The sequence below is a fragment of the Citrobacter sp. Cpo109 genome, assembly GCF_030332565.1.
GTDB lineage: Bacteria > Pseudomonadota > Gammaproteobacteria > Enterobacterales > Enterobacteriaceae > Citrobacter > Citrobacter portucalensis.
On record NZ_JAOWHQ010000024.1, the window covers coordinates 79,731 to 95,985 of the forward strand.

The 16,255-nt window shown below is 53.5% G+C and carries 21 protein-coding genes and 1 pseudogene; 13 read left to right on the forward strand and 9 right to left on the reverse strand.

Annotated features, from left to right (window positions below; all coding sequences use genetic code 11):
• Positions 1 to 46: 46 nt before the first annotated feature.
• On the forward strand, positions 47 to 1,195 hold the full coding sequence (gene fucO, locus OGY71_RS00885) for a lactaldehyde reductase (protein ID WP_286612652.1): 1,149 nt from the start codon (positions 47 to 49) through the stop codon (positions 1,193 to 1,195).
• Entirely contained in the window at positions 1,192 to 1,506 is a 315-nt protein-coding gene (gene rhaM, locus OGY71_RS00890; RefSeq protein ID WP_003825253.1) for an L-rhamnose mutarotase, read from the forward strand. The genes fucO and rhaM overlap by 4 nt, the downstream gene beginning before the upstream one ends.
• Before the next feature lie 83 nt (positions 1,507 to 1,589).
• Here rhaM and OGY71_RS00895 read toward each other — a convergent pair whose 3' ends face one another.
• Entirely contained in the window at positions 1,590 to 2,138 is a 549-nt protein-coding gene (locus OGY71_RS00895) for a helix-turn-helix domain-containing protein (protein ID WP_003825255.1), read from the reverse strand.
• A 101-nt stretch (positions 2,139 to 2,239) separates the two neighbouring features.
• Between OGY71_RS00895 and OGY71_RS00900 the strand changes: the two genes are divergently transcribed.
• Both OGY71_RS00900 and OGY71_RS00905 read left to right on the forward strand, forming a co-directional pair.
• Entirely contained in the window at positions 2,240 to 2,899 is a 660-nt protein-coding gene (locus OGY71_RS00900; RefSeq protein ID WP_003825259.1) for an AzlC family ABC transporter permease, read from the forward strand.
• Positions 2,899 to 3,222 (forward strand): AzlD domain-containing protein, encoded by a 324-nt coding sequence (locus tag OGY71_RS00905; RefSeq protein ID WP_003825260.1) that lies wholly within the window; start codon positions 2,899 to 2,901, stop codon positions 3,220 to 3,222. The genes OGY71_RS00900 and OGY71_RS00905 overlap by 1 nt, the downstream gene beginning before the upstream one ends.
• Positions 3,223 to 3,264: 42 nt before the next feature.
• On the opposite strand, the gene OGY71_RS00910 is transcribed toward OGY71_RS00905, so the two are convergent.
• A complete protein-coding gene (locus tag OGY71_RS00910) occupies positions 3,265 to 3,477 on the reverse strand; it encodes a YdgH/BhsA/McbA family protein (RefSeq protein ID WP_003825262.1) in 213 nt (70 codons plus the stop codon).
• A 129-nt stretch (positions 3,478 to 3,606) separates the two neighbouring features.
• Between OGY71_RS00910 and OGY71_RS00915 the strand changes: the two genes are divergently transcribed.
• Both OGY71_RS00915 and OGY71_RS00920 read left to right on the forward strand, forming a co-directional pair.
• Complete coding sequence (locus OGY71_RS00915) at positions 3,607 to 4,128, forward strand: Crp/Fnr family transcriptional regulator (RefSeq protein WP_003825264.1); 522 nt, start codon at positions 3,607 to 3,609, stop codon at positions 4,126 to 4,128.
• Positions 4,129 to 4,186: 58 nt separating this feature from the next.
• On the forward strand, positions 4,187 to 4,693 hold the full coding sequence (locus OGY71_RS00920; RefSeq protein WP_032945569.1) for a YgjV family protein: 507 nt from the start codon (positions 4,187 to 4,189) through the stop codon (positions 4,691 to 4,693).
• Here OGY71_RS00920 and fdhD read toward each other — a convergent pair.
• The gene (fdhD, locus tag OGY71_RS00925; protein WP_286612654.1) at positions 4,660 to 5,496 is read right to left on the reverse strand and encodes a formate dehydrogenase accessory sulfurtransferase FdhD; all 837 of its coding nucleotides are present in this window, start codon (positions 5,494 to 5,496) and stop codon (positions 4,660 to 4,662) included. The two genes, OGY71_RS00920 and fdhD, sit on opposite strands and share 34 nt — an antisense overlap.
• A 194-nt stretch (positions 5,497 to 5,690) precedes the next feature.
• Between fdhD and fdnG the strand changes: the two genes are divergently transcribed.
• From fdnG to fdhE, 4 genes are read left to right on the forward strand one after another with little or no spacing between them, the layout of a single operon-like run.
• On the forward strand, positions 5,691 to 8,741 hold the full coding sequence (fdnG, locus tag OGY71_RS00930) for a formate dehydrogenase-N subunit alpha (protein WP_100247862.1): 3,051 nt from the start codon (positions 5,691 to 5,693) through the stop codon (positions 8,739 to 8,741).
• A gap of 12 nt (positions 8,742 to 8,753) precedes the next feature.
• Positions 8,754 to 9,656, forward strand: coding sequence for a formate dehydrogenase O subunit beta (gene fdoH, locus OGY71_RS00935; protein ID WP_003825273.1), 903 nt, complete (start codon positions 8,754 to 8,756; stop codon positions 9,654 to 9,656).
• A complete protein-coding gene (gene fdoI, locus OGY71_RS00940) occupies positions 9,653 to 10,288 on the forward strand; it encodes a formate dehydrogenase cytochrome b556 subunit (RefSeq protein ID WP_003028686.1) in 636 nt (211 codons plus the stop codon). The genes fdoH and fdoI overlap by 4 nt, the downstream gene beginning before the upstream one ends.
• Complete coding sequence (gene fdhE, locus OGY71_RS00945; protein ID WP_003028685.1) at positions 10,285 to 11,214, forward strand: formate dehydrogenase accessory protein FdhE; 930 nt, start codon at positions 10,285 to 10,287, stop codon at positions 11,212 to 11,214. Before fdoI ends, fdhE begins: the two co-directional genes overlap by 4 nt.
• A 43-nt stretch (positions 11,215 to 11,257) precedes the next feature.
• Here the strand turns inward: fdhE and OGY71_RS00950 are convergent, their stop codons facing one another.
• Together OGY71_RS00950 and OGY71_RS00955 are read right to left on the reverse strand one after the other, a co-directional pair.
• The gene (locus tag OGY71_RS00950) at positions 11,258 to 11,545 is read right to left on the reverse strand and encodes a helix-turn-helix domain-containing protein (RefSeq protein WP_286612657.1); all 288 of its coding nucleotides are present in this window, start codon (positions 11,543 to 11,545) and stop codon (positions 11,258 to 11,260) included.
• Positions 11,546 to 11,674 (reverse strand): annotated as a pseudogene (locus tag OGY71_RS00955) (type II toxin-antitoxin system RelE/ParE family toxin); the annotation flags it as partial. It lies immediately after the preceding gene.
• A 188-nt stretch (positions 11,675 to 11,862) separates the two neighbouring features.
• Here OGY71_RS00955 and OGY71_RS00960 point away from each other — a divergent pair.
• From OGY71_RS00960 to OGY71_RS00970, 3 genes are all read left to right on the forward strand, one after another.
• Complete coding sequence (locus OGY71_RS00960) at positions 11,863 to 12,771, forward strand: alpha/beta hydrolase (protein ID WP_286612660.1); 909 nt, start codon at positions 11,863 to 11,865, stop codon at positions 12,769 to 12,771.
• A gap of 64 nt (positions 12,772 to 12,835) precedes the next feature.
• A complete protein-coding gene (locus tag OGY71_RS00965; RefSeq protein ID WP_003825282.1) occupies positions 12,836 to 13,078 on the forward strand; it encodes a type II toxin-antitoxin system ParD family antitoxin in 243 nt (80 codons plus the stop codon).
• On the forward strand, positions 13,071 to 13,358 hold the full coding sequence (locus OGY71_RS00970; protein ID WP_003825284.1) for a type II toxin-antitoxin system RelE/ParE family toxin: 288 nt from the start codon (positions 13,071 to 13,073) through the stop codon (positions 13,356 to 13,358). Before OGY71_RS00965 ends, OGY71_RS00970 begins: the two co-directional genes overlap by 8 nt.
• 5 nt (positions 13,359 to 13,363) lie before the next feature.
• Here the strand turns inward: OGY71_RS00970 and fabY are convergent, their stop codons facing one another.
• The 4 genes from fabY to yihX are packed head-to-tail and all read right to left on the reverse strand — an operon-like array spanning position 13,364 to position 16,249.
• Complete coding sequence (fabY, locus tag OGY71_RS00975; protein WP_164563265.1) at positions 13,364 to 14,305, reverse strand: fatty acid biosynthesis protein FabY; 942 nt, start codon at positions 14,303 to 14,305, stop codon at positions 13,364 to 13,366.
• A 44-nt stretch (positions 14,306 to 14,349) separates the two neighbouring features.
• Positions 14,350 to 14,787 carry a D-aminoacyl-tRNA deacylase gene (gene dtd / locus OGY71_RS00980; protein WP_003825289.1) on the reverse strand — a complete coding sequence of 146 codons (438 nt, stop codon included), beginning with the start codon at positions 14,785 to 14,787 and terminating at the stop codon, positions 14,350 to 14,352.
• A complete protein-coding gene (locus tag OGY71_RS00985; protein ID WP_008786998.1) occupies positions 14,784 to 15,656 on the reverse strand; it encodes a virulence factor BrkB family protein in 873 nt (290 codons plus the stop codon). The genes dtd and OGY71_RS00985 overlap by 4 nt, the downstream gene beginning before the upstream one ends.
• Entirely contained in the window at positions 15,650 to 16,249 is a 600-nt protein-coding gene (gene yihX / locus OGY71_RS00990) for a glucose-1-phosphatase (protein WP_003825293.1), read from the reverse strand. Before yihX ends, OGY71_RS00985 begins: the two co-directional genes overlap by 7 nt.
• Positions 16,250 to 16,255 lie beyond the last annotated feature (6 nt).

The following is a 16,255-nucleotide window of genomic DNA, read 5'->3' on the forward strand; positions in this document are numbered from 1 at the left end:
TTCGCCTTATCCGGCCTACAGGATTTTATTATTAAGGAGAATAGTGATGAGCTTTATGTTGGCACTGCCAAAAATTAGCCTGCATGGCGCCGGCGCGATTGTCGATATGGTGAATCTCGTGGCGAATAAACAATGGGGCAAAGCGCTGATCGTCACCGATGGTCAACTGGTAAAACTGGGCCTGCTGGATAGCCTGTTTGCCGCGCTGGATAAACATCAAATGTCTTACCACCTGTTTGAAGAAGTATTCCCGAACCCGACAGAAGAGCTGGTACAGAAAGGTTTTGCGGCCTATCAGAACGCAGAATGTGACTACATCATCGCCTTCGGTGGCGGCAGCCCGATCGATACCGCCAAAGCGGTAAAAATCCTGACAGCCAACCCTGGCCCTTCTACCGCTTACTCCGGCGTGGGCAAAGTGAAAAATGCGGGCGTCCCGCTGATCGCCATCAACACTACCGCCGGTACGGCAGCAGAGATGACCAGCAACGCGGTCATTATCGACTCTGCCCGTAAGGTCAAAGAGGTGATCATCGACCCGAATATCATCCCGGATATCGCCGTGGATGATGCCAGCGTGATGCTGGAAATCCCGGCCTCCGTCACCGCCGCAACCGGTATGGACGCCCTGACCCACGCGGTGGAAGCCTATGTTTCCGTTGGTGCTCACCCGCTTACCGACGCTAACGCACTGGAAGCGATTCGCCTGATCAACCTGTGGCTACCAAAAGCGGTCGACGACGGTCATAACCTCGAAGCTCGTGAGCAAATGGCGTTTGGTCAGTATCTGGCGGGGATGGCATTTAACAGCGCTGGTCTGGGTCTGGTGCATGCGCTGGCGCACCAGCCGGGCGCAACCCATAATCTGCCACACGGCGTCTGCAACGCCATCCTGCTGCCGGTAATCGAAAACTTTAACCGTCCGAACGCCGTGGCGCGCTTTGCCCGCGTGGCGCAGGCAATGGGCGTCGATATCCGTAACATGAGCGATGAAGCGGCAAGTATGGAGGCCATCAACGCGATTCGTGCACTCAGCAAGCGTGTCGGTATTCCTGCGGGCTTTAGCTCCCTTGGCGTGACGAAAGAGGATATTGAAGGCTGGCTGGATAAAGCGTTGGCCGATCCGTGTGCGCCGTGCAACCCGCGCACCGCCAGCCGCGACGAGGTCCGCGAGCTGTATCTGGAGGCGTTATGATCCGCAAGGCCTTTGTGATGCAGGTGAATGCCGACGCGCACGTTGAGTACCAGCGTCGTCATAACCCCATCTGGCCAGAGCTGGAAGCGGTGCTGAAAGAGCACGGCGCCCATCACTACGCGATTTATCTCGATCAGGCGCGCAATCTGCTGTTCGCCACCGTTGAGATTGAGTCCGAAGAACGCTGGAATGCCGTTGCCAGCACCGACGTTTGCCAACGTTGGTGGAAGCATATGCGTGACGTAATGCCAGCAAACCCGGACAACAGCCCGGTTAGCGCAGAGCTAAAAGAAGTGTTTTATTTGCAGTAAGTTATATGCCCGGTGGCGCAAGCTTACCGGGCCTACGGTTTTATTTTTTGTAGGTCGGATAAGCGATAGCGCCATCCGACAATTCAATTTTGCTCAGAGACCAGAATCGCCTGGGTGTCAGGCTCCAGCGCTTTAAAAATATGCGCCCGATCGGCGGGGTAACAAATATAGTCCCCCTCGCCTAACTCCTCCGGCGCTTCAGTCAATCCTACCATCGCCTTACCCTGCGTCACGATGATGTGTTCAACCGATCCCGGTGGATGCGGCTGTGAAATACGATCCGCGCCCGGTTGCGTCAGCAGCAGATAGATATCCCGCCGCGCCCCCGGCGGGCATGCGGCCAGTAAAATGGCCTGATAGTGCGCCTGCTCGGCTACCACCTTTGTCCCTTCTCCGCGACGAATCACCTGCGTTTTTTGTTCCTGCGGCTCCAGCAGGCGAGCAAAGGGAATATCCAACGCCACACACAGCGACCAGAGCGTTTCCAGGCTAGGATTGCCATTGCCCGCTTCCAATTGCGAGAGTGTCGATTTTGCAATCCCTGCGCGACGGGCAATCTCTGCCAATGACAAACCGGTGCGCTGGCGTTCACGCACAAGGCTTTTCGCGATCATACTGATGGGCTGGGTCATTCACGACTCCATGTTCTTTATATCGAACGAATCGTTCGACTTGTAATATTAACTGGTCGCGTTCATTATAATGGAAATTCGTTCGATATGGCTAAAACGGTATGAAACATTATTTTTCCAGTCTCAAAGGCGACACGATAAAAGCAATATTTTTAGTCTGTCTGGCCGTCGGCGTAGTCGGCATGTCATACGGCTCGCTGGCGATGGCCTACGGCTTCCCGCTGTGGGTACCGTTTGTGCTTTCGATTACGGTACTGGCGGGTGCGTCCGAATTTATGTTTATCGGCATCGTCGCCAGCGGCGGTAACCCACTGGCGGCGGCGGCGGCCGGTTTACTGGTCAACGCCCGACACGTGCCGTTTGGCGTCACGGTGCGCGACCTGGTGGGCTCCCGGGCTGCGAGTTTCCTCGGCTGTCATATCATGAACGACGAAAGCGTAGTCTTTGGCCTGTCGCAAAAAACGCCCGAACAACGTAAAGCCGCCTTCTGGCTGTGCGGTCTGGGCGTCGCGATTTTCTGGCCTGTTGGCACACTGATCGGCGCGGGCGTCGGCAAACTGCTCCCCGCCCCGGAAACCATCGGTCTGGATGCCGTCTTCCCTGCAATTTTATTAGCCTTAGTGGTCCCGGCCTTTAAAAACCGCACCACGCTGATTCGCGCCTGTAGCGGTGCCGGGTTGTCGCTTGCCGCCATCCCCTTTGCGCCGGTCGGTTTACCGGTTCTGCTCTCACTGTTTGGCTTACTGACGAGGAAAAAATAATGGGCAACATGACGCTGTTTATCGTCGGTATCGCCATGTTATCCCTGGGAACGTATTTAATGCGTTTAGGAGGAGCGAAGCTTGGGAGCCGTTTAGCGTTCTCGGAACGCTCGCAGGCGCTGCTTTCCGACGCCGCAACGGTATTACTGTTCTCCGTTGCGCTGGCGACCACCTTTTACGAAGGTGAACACTTCGCTGGCATGGCCCGCGTGCTGGGCGTGGCTTTTGCGGTATTTCTCGCCTGGCGCAAGATGCCGCTAATCGTGGTGATCGTCGCTGCGGCAGTGGTGACGGCGCTGCTGCGAATGGCGGGCATAAACTAAAAAAGCGCCTCAAGGGCGCTCTTTCGACAGTACTAAGGTATCTTATTTCAGCAGTTCGGCGGTCATGTGCACGCGGTTACCGGTATAGGCCTGAGTGATTTTGTAATCGCTGGCACCTGCGCGTTCAGCCTGAGCGGCGATTTTTGCTTCAGCGCTTTCCAGCGTAGAACCGGTTGCGGTCACTGTCTGAGCAGCGAAAGAACCGAATGAAGTAGCCAGAGCGATAACTGCGACAAAAGTTTTGATGCTTTTCATGATATAAACCCTTTAACTTAGTTGTTTGAGTAAGGCACCGTGCCTTGATGTGATAAATAATAGGCTGATACTCGAACAACTGAAAGCGGAAGGATTTGCCAGTCTTATTCAAATTATTTGAGAGACAAGATGTTACGTAATCAGGAATCACAATGGCTTGCTGGCAGCCGTAGAAAAACGCAACCGGCGGGTAGTTGGTTACTTCGTCAGGGTGAACCACAAAGTAAAATTCATCTTTTACATCATGGTGTGGCTCGTGCGGTTTATCACGCAGACAACGGCGTTGAAAGGGTTAAAGAGTTCTACTTTGCCGGGGAATACTGCTTTCTGTACCTGAACTGGCTAATTAACACACCTGCCGATTACAGCCTGCAAATGATCTCCGCAGGAGAAACCACTGAATTCCCCTTGGCTTTGCTTGATGCGCCGGAAAATCAGGATATTAAGACTCAGCTACTGGTCCAGCAATTGATCTACAAAGAGAAAAAAGAGCAAATGCTGCTGCTCAATACCCCAGAGCAACGCTACCAGTACGTACAAACACACTTCCCGGACTGGGAGTCACAGCTCACCCAGCGCGATCTTGCCAGCTATATCGGCATTACCCCCGTTAGCCTGTCCCGTATTCGCCAGCGTCTTAACAAAGGTTAACGCCTTACGGTGATGCGTCGATTATTGTCCCGTCACTCTTTAATAGATGGCGACCACAATGAACGCATTTCTTCTTTCTCAGATGCTGGCTGGCATCAGCTTCTTACTGGATATTTCCGCTTTTCATTTTCAACGCCGGGCTATCACTTTAACGCTGCTCACCAGCTCCACTTCTCTGTTAGCTATCCATTTCTATCTTTTGGATCAACACGCTGCGGCTGGGTTAATGATCATTGCCGCATGCCGCTACGCGACAGCCATCGTCACCTTTCACCGCTGGGTGATGTGGGGATTTATGCTGGGGTCGCTGCTGTGTAGCATTTATCTTTGGCAAAATCTGTCGAGTATATTGCCGCTGATGGGAAGCCTGCTGATGACATTTGCGTCATTTCAAAAACGCAGCGGAAAATTACGGGGATACACCTTGTGTGGCAGCCTGTGTTGGCTGCTGAACAATGTGATTGTTGGCTCGCCAGTTGCCGTAATCATGGAACTGGCATTTTCCGGCAGTATTCTGGCCGCCTGGTGGCGTCACAGCGCGACCAGACGTTGCGGATGCGTATAGATCGTCGCCCTGCCCGGTTTGCAAAAACCCACCAGCGTCAGGTTACAACGTTCGGCAACTTCCACGGCGAGCGTTGTCGCCGCAGAAACAGCAAACAGGATCTCCACACCGCACATCGCCGACTTCTGCACCATCTCATAACTGGCGCGGCTGGAGACTAATACCGCGCCCTGTTGCCAGGTTTCCCCTTCGATTGCACGTCGTCCCAGCAGTTTATCCAACGCAACATGACGTCCAACATCTTCATGCCCGCCCGCCAGATGACCTGACGGTTGTACCCAGGCAGCCGCGTGCGTGCAGCCTGTCAGTTGCCCCACGGGTTGAAAATCCTTGAGATGTCGTAAAGCGTTATCAAGATTCGCCAGATCGAATGTCTGGGTAAACGGCAGCGGCTGGATCGGCTTGCCAATGTCATTGAGCTGCTCCACGCCACAAACGCCGCAACCGGTGCGACCGGCCAGCGCGCGACGACGCTCCTTCAGCCCCATAAAGCGACGGCTGGACAGTTCAACCTGCACTTCCAATCCGTTGCAGGAAGGCACTACGTCCATTCCGTAGATATCCTGCGGGGACTCAATAATGCCTTCAGAAAGTGAAAAACCCATCGCGAAGTGCGCAAGATCTTTCGGTGATGCCATCATCACCACGTGCGAAATCCCGTTGTATACCAGCGCAACAGGCACTTCTTCAGCTACCTCATCAGGCTGAGGATGTTGCAAATCCTCGCGTTTCCAGAGGGTCAGCTGGCGAGATCCTGTCGAAGATGTCACATTCTTGATGTTTTCTTGAATAATCTTATTCACTTTCTTTTAACCATATTGGAACACGCATACCAACATTGTGGTATTCTTTACAAATCCCTCCTGGACGGAGGGAAATTCACCCAATTCTGGACCTTTGCGGTCCCGTCCGCAAAGAAAAATAACAACCACTTCCCTCGCGTTCGCGTTACAGAAAAGCGAAGGGAACGTGACAATGTCGAAACAAGGAGCGAACCATGCAGGTCAGCAGAAGGCAGTTCTTTAAGATCTGCGCTGGCGGTATGGCAGGCACCACGGCAGCGGCACTGGGTTTTGCACCCGGCGTAGCGCTCGCGGAAACACGGCAATATAAACTGCTGCGCACCCGCGAAACCCGTAACACCTGCACTTACTGTTCCGTTGGCTGTGGACTGTTAATGTACAGCCTCGGTGACGGCGCAAAAAACGCCAAAGCATCCATCTTCCATATCGAAGGGGACCCGGATCACCCGGTGAACCGTGGCGCGCTGTGCCCGAAAGGGGCAGGACTTGTGGACTTCATCCACTCCGAAAGCCGCCTGAAATTCCCGGAATATCGCGCACCAGGCTCAGATAAGTGGCAACAGATTAGCTGGGATGAGGCATTTGACCGCATCGCTAAGCTGATGAAAGAAGACCGCGACGCTAACTACGTTGCACAAAACGCTGAAGGCGTAACCGTTAACCGCTGGCTTTCCACCGGAATGCTGTGTGCTTCCGCTTCCAGTAACGAAACCGGCTATTTAACGCAAAAATTCTCCCGCGCGCTCGGTATGCTCGCGGTCGACAACCAGGCACGCGTCTGACACGGACCAACGGTAGCAAGTCTTGCTCCAACATTTGGTCGCGGTGCGATGACCAACCACTGGGTCGACATTAAAAACGCCAACCTCGTTGTGGTGATGGGCGGTAACGCCGCTGAAGCTCACCCGGTCGGATTCCGCTGGGCGATGGAAGCCAAAATTCACAACGGTGCAAAGCTGATTGTTATCGATCCACGCTTTACGCGAACCGCTGCGGTGGCTGATTTCTATGCGCCAATTCGTTCCGGCACTGACATTGCTTTCCTGTCAGGCGTTTTGCTGTACCTGCTGAACAACGAAAAATTCAACCGCGAATATACTGAGGCCTATACCAACGCCAGCCTGATCGTGCGTGAGGATTACGGTTTCGAAGATGGCCTGTTCACCGGCTACGACGCGGACAAACGCAAGTATGACAAAACCAGCTGGAACTACGAACTGGATGAAAAAGGCTTCGCCAAACGCGATGTCACCCTGCAACATCCGCGCTGCGTGTGGAACCTGCTGAAACAGCACGTCTCCCGCTACACGCCGGACGTCGTAGAAAACATCTGCGGTACGCCAAAGGCCGACTTCCTGAAGGTCTGTGAGTACATCGCAGAAACCAGTGCCAAAGATAAAACCGCGTCGTTCCTGTACGCCCTGGGCTGGACGCAACACTCCGTGGGTGCGCAGAACATCCGTACCATGGCGATGATCCAGTTGCTGCTTGGCAACATGGGGATGGCTGGCGGCGGTGTTAACGCCCTGCGCGGTCACTCCAACATTCAGGGCCTGACCGACTTAGGCCTGCTGTCACAAAGCCTGCCAGGCTATATGACGCTGCCAAGCGAGAAACAGACTGACCTGCAAACCTACCTTGCCGCCAACACGCCAAAACCGTTGCTGGAAGGTCAGGTGAACTACTGGGGCAACTACCCGAAATTCTTCGTTTCGATGATGAAAGCCTTCTTTGGCGATAAAGCGACAGCGGAAAACAGCTGGGGCTTCGACTGGCTGCCGAAGTGGGATAAAGGGTACGACGTCCTGCAGTACTTCGAGATGATGAATCAGGGCAAAGTGAATGGCTATATCTGCCAGGGCTTTAACCCGGTCGCGTCATTCCCGAACAAAAACAAAGTTGTGGCTTCACTGTCCAAACTGAAGTTCCTGGTCACTATCGACCCGCTCAACACCGAGACCTCCACCTTCTGGCAGAACCACGGTGAGTCAAACGATGTTGATCCGTCGAAAATCCAGACCGAAGTATTCCGTCTGCCATCCACCTGCTTCGCCGAAGAGAATGGTTCTATCGTCAACTCCGGTCGCTGGTTGCAGTGGCACTGGAAAGGCGCGGATGCCCCGGGGATTGCCGTTACCGATGGCGAAATCCTCGCCGGTATCTTCCTGCGTCTGCGCAAGATGTATGCCGAGCAAGGTGGCGCGAACCCTGAACAGGTGCTGAGCATGACCTGGAACTACTCCACCCCGCACGAACCGGCTTCGGAAGAAGTGGCGATGGAGAGTAACGGTAAAGCGCTGGCCGACATTACCGACCCGGCAACCGGTGCGGTTATCGTCAAGAAAGGCCAACAGCTTAGCTCGTTCGCCCAACTGCGTGACGATGGCACGACCTCCAGCGGCTGCTGGATTTTTGCCGGTAGCTGGACGCCGGAAGGCAACCAGATGGCACGTCGCGATAACGCCGACCCGTCAGGCCTTGGTAATACGCTGGGCTGGGCCTGGGCATGGCCGCTTAACCGACGCATTCTGTATAACCGCGCCTCCGCTGATCCGCAGGGGAATCCGTGGGATCCAAAACGTCAGATCCTGAAATGGGATGGGGCGAAGTGGAGCGGGATGGATATTCCGGACTACAGTGCCGCCGCACCTGGCAGCAACGTAGGGCCATTCATCATGCAGCCGGAAGGTATGGGACGCCTGTTTGCTATCGATAAGATGGCGGAAGGTCCGTTCCCGGAACACTACGAGCCGTTTGAAACACCGCTGGGGACTAACCCACTACACCCGAACGTTATCTCTAACCCTGCCGCGCGCATCTTTAAAGGTGACGAAGAAGCACTGGGTAAAGCAGATAAGTTCCCGTACGTCGGTACAACCTACCGTCTGACCGAGCACTTCCACTACTGGACCAAGCATGCGCTGCTGAATGCCATCGCTCAGCCGGAACAGTTTGTGGAAATTGGCGAGAAGCTGGCGAATAAGCTCGGTATCTCCCACGGCGATACCGTCAAAGTCTCCTCTAATCGCGGCTACATTAAGGCCAAGGCGGTGGTGACTAAACGTATTCGCACGCTGAAGGCTAACGGTAAGGATATCGACACTATCGGTATTCCGATTCACTGGGGCTACGAAGGTGTGGCGAAAAAAGGCTTTATCGCTAACACGTTAACGCCATTCGTCGGTGATGCGAACACGCAGACGCCGGAATTTAAGTCCTTCCTCGTGAACGTGGAAAAGGTGTAACGGAGACGACCTATGGCTTATCAATCGCAAGACATCATTCGTCGTTCCGCCACTAACGGTTTCACCCCCGCGCCTCAGGCGCGGGACCATCAGGAAGAAGTGGCGAAGCTTATCGACGTCACCACCTGTATCGGCTGTAAAGCGTGTCAGGTGGCGTGTTCTGAATGGAACGACATCCGTGATGAAGTGGGCAACAACGTTGGGGTGTACGACAACCCGGCTGATTTGACCGCCAAATCCTGGACGGTGATGCGCTTCTCGGAAGTGGAACAAAACGACAAACTGGAATGGCTTATCCGCAAGGATGGCTGTATGCACTGCGCCGATCCGGGCTGCCTGAAGGCGTGTCCGGCTGAAGGCGCAATCATTCAGTATGCCAACGGTATCGTCGACTTCCAGTCTGAGCAGTGCATCGGCTGTGGCTACTGCATCGCGGGCTGCCCGTTCGACGTTCCGCGCCTCAATCCGGAAGACAACCGCGTCTACAAATGTACGCTGTGCGTTGACCGTGTTGTGGTCGGGCAAGAACCGGCCTGCGTGAAAACCTGCCCAACCGGCGCCATTCATTTCGGCACCAAAGAGTCGATGAAAACCCTGGCAGGCGAACGCGTGGCGGAGCTGAAAACGCGTGGTTACGAAAACGCGGGTCTGTACGATCCGGCGGGTGTTGGCGGTACGCACGTAATGTACGTATTGCACCATGCGGACAAACCGAATCTGTATCACGGCCTGCCAGAGAACCCGGAGATCAGCGCTACCGTTAAATTCTGGAAAGGCATCTGGAAACCCCTCGCAGCCGTCGGCTTTGCAGCGACATTTGCGGCCAGCATCTTCCACTACGTCGGCGTAGGCCCGAACCGTGCGGAAGAGGAAGAAGACAATCTGCATGAAAAAGACGACGAGGTGCGCAAATGAAACGACGTGACACCATCGTGCGCTACACGGCGCCGGAACGCATCAACCACTGGATCACCGCCTTCTGCTTCATTCTTGCGGCGGTGAGCGGGATGGGCTTTCTCTTCCCGTCTTTTAACTGGCTGATGCACATCATGGGCACTCCACAACTGGCGCGAATTGTGCACCCGTTTGTCGGCGTGATCATGTTTGCCTCGTTTATCATCATGTTTTTCCGCTACTGGCACCACAATCTAATCAATCGGGATGATATCTTTTGGGCGAAGAATATTCGTAAGATTGTCGTCAACGAGGAAGTAGGTGACACGGGACGTTATAACTTCGGCCAGAAATGCGTATTCTGGGCGGCGATTATCTTCCTGGTTCTGTTGCTGGTGAGCGGAGTGGTCATCTGGCGTCCGTATTTTGCGCCTGCTTTCTCAATCCCGGTGATCCGATTCGCGTTAATGCTGCATTCATTTGCCGCAGTAGCGTTAATTGTGGTTATCATGGTGCACATTTACGCCGCCCTTTGGGTGAAAGGCACCATTACCGCGATGGTGGAAGGATGGGTTACCAGTTCATGGGCGAAGAAACATCACCCGCGCTGGTACCGTGAAGTCCGCCAGAAACAGGAAAAGTCATCTGAATGAGTATTCGCATAATCCCGCAAGATGAGCTGGAGAAGAGCGAGAAACGCACGGCGGATATGATTCCGCCGTTATTATTCCCCAGACTCAAAAATTTGTATAACCGCCGCGCTGAGCGCCTGCGCGAGCTGGCCGAGAACAACCCGCTGGGCGACTACCTGCGCTTTGCAGCACTGATCGCCCACGCGCAGGAAGTGGTGTTGTACGACCATCCGCTGCAGATGGATCTGACCGCTCGCATCAAAGAAGCGAACGATCAGGGCAAACCGCCGCTGGATATCCACGTTCTGCCACGCGACAAGCACTGGCAAAAACTACTGCAGTCGTTAATTGCTGAGCTGAAGCCAGAAATGAGCGGCCCTGCGCTTGCCGTGATCGAAAATCTGGAAAAAGCCTCAGAGCAGGAACTGGAGCTGATGGCCAGCGCGCTGTTTGCCTCTGATTTCGCCTCCGTCAGCAGCGATAAAGCACCGTTTATTTGGGCTGCCCTGTCGCTCTACTGGGCGCAGATGGCAAGCCTGATCCCCGGCAAAGCCCGTGCGGAATACGGTGAGCAGCGTCAGTACTGCCCGGTGTGTGGTTCAATGCCGGTCTCCAGCATGGTGCAAATCGGTACTACTCAGGGGCTGCGCTATCTGCACTGCAACCTGTGCGAAACCGAGTGGCACGTGGTACGCGTGAAGTGCAGCAACTGCGAGCAAAGCCGTGATTTGAACTACTGGTCGCTGGATAACGAACAGGCGGCAATTAAAGCTGAAAGCTGCGGCGACTGCGGGACTTACCTGAAGATTCTCTATCAGGAAAAAGACCCTAAAGTTGAAGCCGTGGCTGACGATCTCGCTTCACTGATGCTGGACGCGCACATGGAGCAAGAGGGCTTTGCCCGCAGCTCCATCAACCCGTTCCTGTTCCCAGGTGAAGGGGAGTAAGTTTTAAGATCTTCCCCCGGCAATTGAACCAAACTGCCGGGGATTATCTTAGTGCCTGAATGACATGTTTTGGATCATTGGCAATAGCACGTAACAACGCTTTTGCTGGACCGGTCGGTGAACGACGCCCTTGCTCCCAATTTCGCAACGTATCCACGCTTACCGATATCAAATCTGCGAAACGAGTCTGTGATAATCCTGAAGACTGGCAAATTTCCTTTATTTTCATGGCGTCAATATGAAAGGTACGGGAAGGTTGTCGCGTTCCTTCAGCGATCTCATTCATCTGAACCATACTTTGAGTTAATCGCTCAAATAGTGCCTTATCCATTTACCACCTCTCATTCAACATACGCAGCAGCACTTTTTCTTGTGGAGTAAGATCATCCTTGATCCCTTTCTGATAAATCAGCAACAATCGAATTTGTGATTTTCTGATTTGATGAAAGTAAATAATCCTCTTAACTATACGTCAATGGCGTATAGTACATTTTCCTCACAATACCGAATTCAAACAGCAGAAACCAATGACGGTATTTAATCTGCGAGCCGCTTTCCAGAATCATACCTGCCCCCATTTTTCCCATTTTCATTCTTAGTTATCCAGGTTATAAACCTGTATATCTATACAGATAAGGGGATGTAAAAATGGCACTGGAAAGCGGGATTGCACAGCTGGTTGAGGCATTTATCGTGGCGGGACGCCCTTCTTCGCGCGAGCAGAATATTGATGACCGGAGAGCAGGCTATATCGCCAGCACGGTCCTGGCAGGAGAAACTGAAACCCGCGTACAAGTTGAAGATATTGAACTCGATGCCATGATGTTTCGCGTAGTTTCGCCGCGGGGCAGCACGGGAAATCTCCCCTGCGTTATCTATTATCACGGTGGCTGCTTTGTCAGCGGCGGATTTGCCACACATGATAACCAGTTAAGGCAACTTGCCTGGTACAGCGGCTGTCGGGTCATTGCGGTGCAGTATCGCCTCGCACCTGAGCACATCTTCCCGGCAGCACATAACGATGCTGAAACCGGGGCCAATATTATCTGGAAGTATGCCCAGAAACTGGGTGTCGACCGCAGCAACATTACGCTGGCTGGCGACAGCGCTGGCGGGCATCTGGCGCTGGTCACCGCACTACGCCTGAAAGCTAGCGGACAATGGCAACCTGCGCAGCTTATGCTGATCTACCCGATGCTGGACGCAACAGCCAGGTTTGCGAGCTATGACCATAATGGACAGGATTACATTATCACCCGCGACACGCTGCTGTCGGGCTACGAGATGTATATTTCGCAAACCGATCCATTGCATCCCGAAGTCAGCCCGCTCTGGCGCGAAGACTTCAACGGCTTACCGACCACGCACATCATTACAGCTGAATTCGACCCACTGCGAGATGAAGGCGAGGCCCTGTATCAACGGTTCCAGGAGCAGGGCGTGGAGTGCACTTGCCAACGCTATCTTGGTGTTATCCACGGATTTTTCCAGTTGACTGGGGTGAGCCAGGCGGCACGAGGCGTTATGCGGGATGTGGCCTGGCGGCTAGGTCAGTAAGGTTGTTCATGTTTTCGTCCACGGGTGCTATCTTGTGTGAATAGATAACACAAAGGACAAACCTATGCCCAGAACTACCAGCATTACGATTGGCGAGCATCTCGATCGTTTTATTAACGAAATGATTGAAAGTGGGCGCTATGGTTCCACCAGCGAAGTTGTCCGTTCAGCATTACGTTTACTGGAAGAACAAGAATTGCGAAACAACGCATTACGCGACGCGCTGGAGGATGGGATACACAGCGGCACAAGCGACCTGACTCTACAGGAGGTCGCGCACAGGAAAAAGCGCAGTCTGAATGTATAAACTCTCTAATCAGGCAGTCGAAGACTTTGAATCTATCTATGAATACACCTGGAGAAAATTCGGTTATCAGCAGGCGGATAAATACACGACTGAGATGGAACAGCTTTTTTTACTGTTAGAGAAAAACGCTTTGATGGGACACAACTGTTCTGCGATTAAGGAAGGTACCCGTCAATACAATCATCGACAGCATGCGATTTTTTATCAAAATGCGGATTATGGCATTTTCATAATCCGCATTTTACATCAGCAAATGAACCCAATATTGCATTTCAGCTAGAAGGCCTACTCTTCCTCGTTCCCGCCTTCTTCATATGCGCCAAACGGTTTTGCGGGTAGCACAATGTAGGTGCCTTCAAACACCACGCCCGGCGTGTCATCGCCAAACACCCCAACCTGCATCTGAACGCGCGCCTTGCGACCTCTTGCCAGACGGTCCAGGTCACCGCTCAGCGAGCCCAGATCGGCGATAGCGGTAGGTTTCCCGGTGATCGGCCTGCTGTATCGGATATGTGCGTCGGCAAGGATTATCGTCCCGCCCAGATGACGCTCACGCAGCATCAGCCAGATAAGTCCCCAGCCCGTTAGCGTCGCCAGGGAAAACAGACTCCCGGCAAACAGCGTATGGTGCGGGTTCTGATTGCCCGTCTCGGGCATCGTGGTGATAAATTTCTGCCCGGTATATTGCTGAATGCGCACACCCATTTTCTCACTCAATGGAATATGTTCGTACCAGGCTTGCTGTAGCTGTCCGCACCAGTCCCCGCGATGGAGAATGTCGTCCAGCGTCGCAATAGGCTTAATCATCAAAAAGTGACGCACCGGCGTGGTTTGCGGTGTGGTGATTTCTCCCTGGCTCACAAATCCCAGTTTGGCGAAAAATTCGACCGCATCTTCACGGGCGCTACAGGTTACGCGTTTGACTCCTTCCTGACGCGCCACAGACTCCAGGGTCATCGCCATCAGCGTGCCCAACCCTTTCTCCTGCACGGAAGGGTCAACGGCCATAAAGCGTATGGAGGCTTCGTTATCCGCATTGATATACAGTCGGCCAACTGCGACCAGATTTCCGTCTTCGTCCACCACCATCTGGTGATGCGCCATCGCATCCCAGGCATCCCGTTCGGAGCCTTTAGGCTGGTGCAAAGGTTTACGCAGCATCTCCCAGCGAAACTGGTAGTAACGCTCCAATTCTTCTTCTGTTTGCGGTACTCGAAGGTGATACATAGTCGTATTCTCTCTTGTTGTCCGCGGCCACACCGGTAGCTGGTTCATACTTGTAACCAGAACGTCACGGGGCCATCATTAACCAGTGAAACCTGCATATCCGCAGCGAATCGACCGGTTTGCGTATTCATTTCCTGTTGGCGGCAACGCTCAACAAAGTACTCATACAACGCCTCTGCACGATCGGGCGCAGCCCCTTTTGAAAACCCCGGGCGCATGCCGCGTTCGGTATCTGCCGCCAGCGTGAACTGTGAAACCACCAGCACGCTGCCCCCTGACTGCTGCACGTTAAGGTTCATTTTGCCTTCGGCATCGCTAAAGATTCGATAGCCGAGTACGCGCTCGCACAGGCGGTTCGCTTTCTGTTCGTCATCATCCCTTTCGACACCTAACAGGACCAAAAGTCCTGGGCCAATTTCACCCGTCACCTCGCCCTCCACGGTGACGCTGGCACGGGTTACGCGCTGAATTAATGCAATCATGGTTGCTCTGCTTCTTCTTGTTCTGCGGCTTGTTTAAGTTTGCGGTATTCCCCGAGAGTGACAGTTATTTCCGCGCCTAGCAAGACGATACACCAGGTCCAGTATACCCAGACGAATAAAATGGGGATCACCGCCAGGACACCGTAAATGAGCTGATAAGACGGGAACATCGTGATATAGAGCGCAAATCCTTTCTTTCCGGTTTCGAACAACACAGCGGCCACAAAGGCGCCAATAACCGCATCACGGTTGGGTACACGCGTAGTCGGTACGATGCTGTAAAGCAGCCAGAACGAGAGCCAGGAAAGCACCAGCGGGAAAATACGCAGGACGTTATCAATCACCGTGTTGAGATCGCTGGCCCAGCGCAATGACAACAGATAAGAGCTGATTGCCAGACTGGCCCCCGCCAACAGCGGCCCCAGCGTTAAAATCATCCAGTAAACGGCGAAAGAGTAAACTTTAGGCCGAGTACGCTTGCTGCGCCAGATAGTATTCAGGGCGTTATCAATGGAATACATCAGTAATAACGCTGTCACAATCAGCCCGCACGCCCCAACGGCCGTCATTTTGTTCGAGTTGGCGACGAACTGTTCAATATAACGCTGAATGACATCTCCCGTCGCCGGGATAAAGTTTGCGAAAATGAAATGACGTAGCTGGACACTGACGTCAGAAAACATCGGAAATGCGGCGAAAAGAGCAAAAACTACGGCAATAAGCGGCACTAATGAGAGCAATGAGACATAGGCAAGATTCCCTGCCAGCGTCGTCATGTTGTCCTCATCAATCCGCTGCCATAGTAGCTTCAGCCAGGCCCGAACAGGACGCGTATGGTGCCTGGCTTGTTGCTGAACATTTTTTAGCATAGCAACTTCGCGAAATAGTCCGGAATGGTCGTTTTATCGACAACCTGGATGCTGGTAATCCCTAACCGATTAGCCCCTTCAATATTATCGGCGTTGTCGTCGAAAAATACCGCCTCATGCGCAGAAAAACCTTCAGACTGCAGGACATGCTGGTAAATCCGCGCTTCCGGTTTACGCATGCCCAGATCCTGGGAAAGGTAAATATGGTCAGCAGCCTGGCGGATTTCGGGGTATTCGTCCGGCCAGAACGTCGTGTGCAGACGGTTAGTATTCGACAAGACGACCACCCGATGCCCCTGCTCACGCAGCTTTTGCATGACGTCGATGACTTCAGGACGCAAGGCAACAAAAACGGCCTGCCAGCCATGGGAGAACTGCTCATAGCTTAGCGGTAGCGCCATGTCATGACATATCGCCTCGGCAAAGGCTTCATCCGTTATTTCACCTCGCTCGTGCTGGTGAAAAGCCTCTCCCATGGTGAAACTTTGCTTTAACGAAGCCAGAGGTACACGGCTCAGATCGCTCCAAGTTCCTAACACGCGATTGAAGTCGATATCGACAATCACATTACCCAAATCAAAGATATAGAGCATGCCCTT

Bases quoted from the DNA above. Each gene is read 5' to 3' on its own strand.
- fucO (WP_286612652.1), top strand. From the start codon at position 47: ATGAGCTTTATGTTGGCACTGCCAAAAATTAGCCTGCATGGCGCCGGC.
- rhaM (WP_003825253.1), top strand. From the start codon at position 1,192: ATGATCCGCAAGGCCTTTGTGATGCAGGTGAATGCCGACGCGCACGTT.
- OGY71_RS00895 (WP_003825255.1), bottom strand. From the start codon at position 2,138: ATGACCCAGCCCATCAGTATGATCGCGAAAAGCCTTGTGCGTGAACGC.
- OGY71_RS00900 (WP_003825259.1), top strand. From the start codon at position 2,240: ATGAAACATTATTTTTCCAGTCTCAAAGGCGACACGATAAAAGCAATA.
- OGY71_RS00905 (WP_003825260.1), top strand. From the start codon at position 2,899: ATGGGCAACATGACGCTGTTTATCGTCGGTATCGCCATGTTATCCCTG.
- OGY71_RS00910 (WP_003825262.1), bottom strand. From the start codon at position 3,477: ATGAAAAGCATCAAAACTTTTGTCGCAGTTATCGCTCTGGCTACTTCA.
- OGY71_RS00915 (WP_003825264.1), top strand. From the start codon at position 3,607: ATGTTACGTAATCAGGAATCACAATGGCTTGCTGGCAGCCGTAGAAAA.
- OGY71_RS00920 (WP_032945569.1), top strand. From the start codon at position 4,187: ATGAACGCATTTCTTCTTTCTCAGATGCTGGCTGGCATCAGCTTCTTA.
- fdoH (WP_003825273.1), top strand. From the start codon at position 8,754: ATGGCTTATCAATCGCAAGACATCATTCGTCGTTCCGCCACTAACGGT.
- fdoI (WP_003028686.1), top strand. From the start codon at position 9,653: ATGAAACGACGTGACACCATCGTGCGCTACACGGCGCCGGAACGCATC.
- fdhE (WP_003028685.1), top strand. From the start codon at position 10,285: ATGAGTATTCGCATAATCCCGCAAGATGAGCTGGAGAAGAGCGAGAAA.
- OGY71_RS00950 (WP_286612657.1), bottom strand. From the start codon at position 11,545: ATGGATAAGGCACTATTTGAGCGATTAACTCAAAGTATGGTTCAGATG.
- OGY71_RS00960 (WP_286612660.1), top strand. From the start codon at position 11,863: ATGGCACTGGAAAGCGGGATTGCACAGCTGGTTGAGGCATTTATCGTG.
- OGY71_RS00965 (WP_003825282.1), top strand. From the start codon at position 12,836: ATGCCCAGAACTACCAGCATTACGATTGGCGAGCATCTCGATCGTTTT.
- OGY71_RS00970 (WP_003825284.1), top strand. From the start codon at position 13,071: ATGTATAAACTCTCTAATCAGGCAGTCGAAGACTTTGAATCTATCTAT.
- fabY (WP_164563265.1), bottom strand. From the start codon at position 14,305: ATGTATCACCTTCGAGTACCGCAAACAGAAGAAGAATTGGAGCGTTAC.
- dtd (WP_003825289.1), bottom strand. From the start codon at position 14,787: ATGATTGCATTAATTCAGCGCGTAACCCGTGCCAGCGTCACCGTGGAG.
- OGY71_RS00985 (WP_008786998.1), bottom strand. From the start codon at position 15,656: ATGCTAAAAAATGTTCAGCAACAAGCCAGGCACCATACGCGTCCTGTT.
- yihX (WP_003825293.1), bottom strand. From the start codon at position 16,249: ATGCTCTATATCTTTGATTTGGGTAATGTGATTGTCGATATCGACTTC.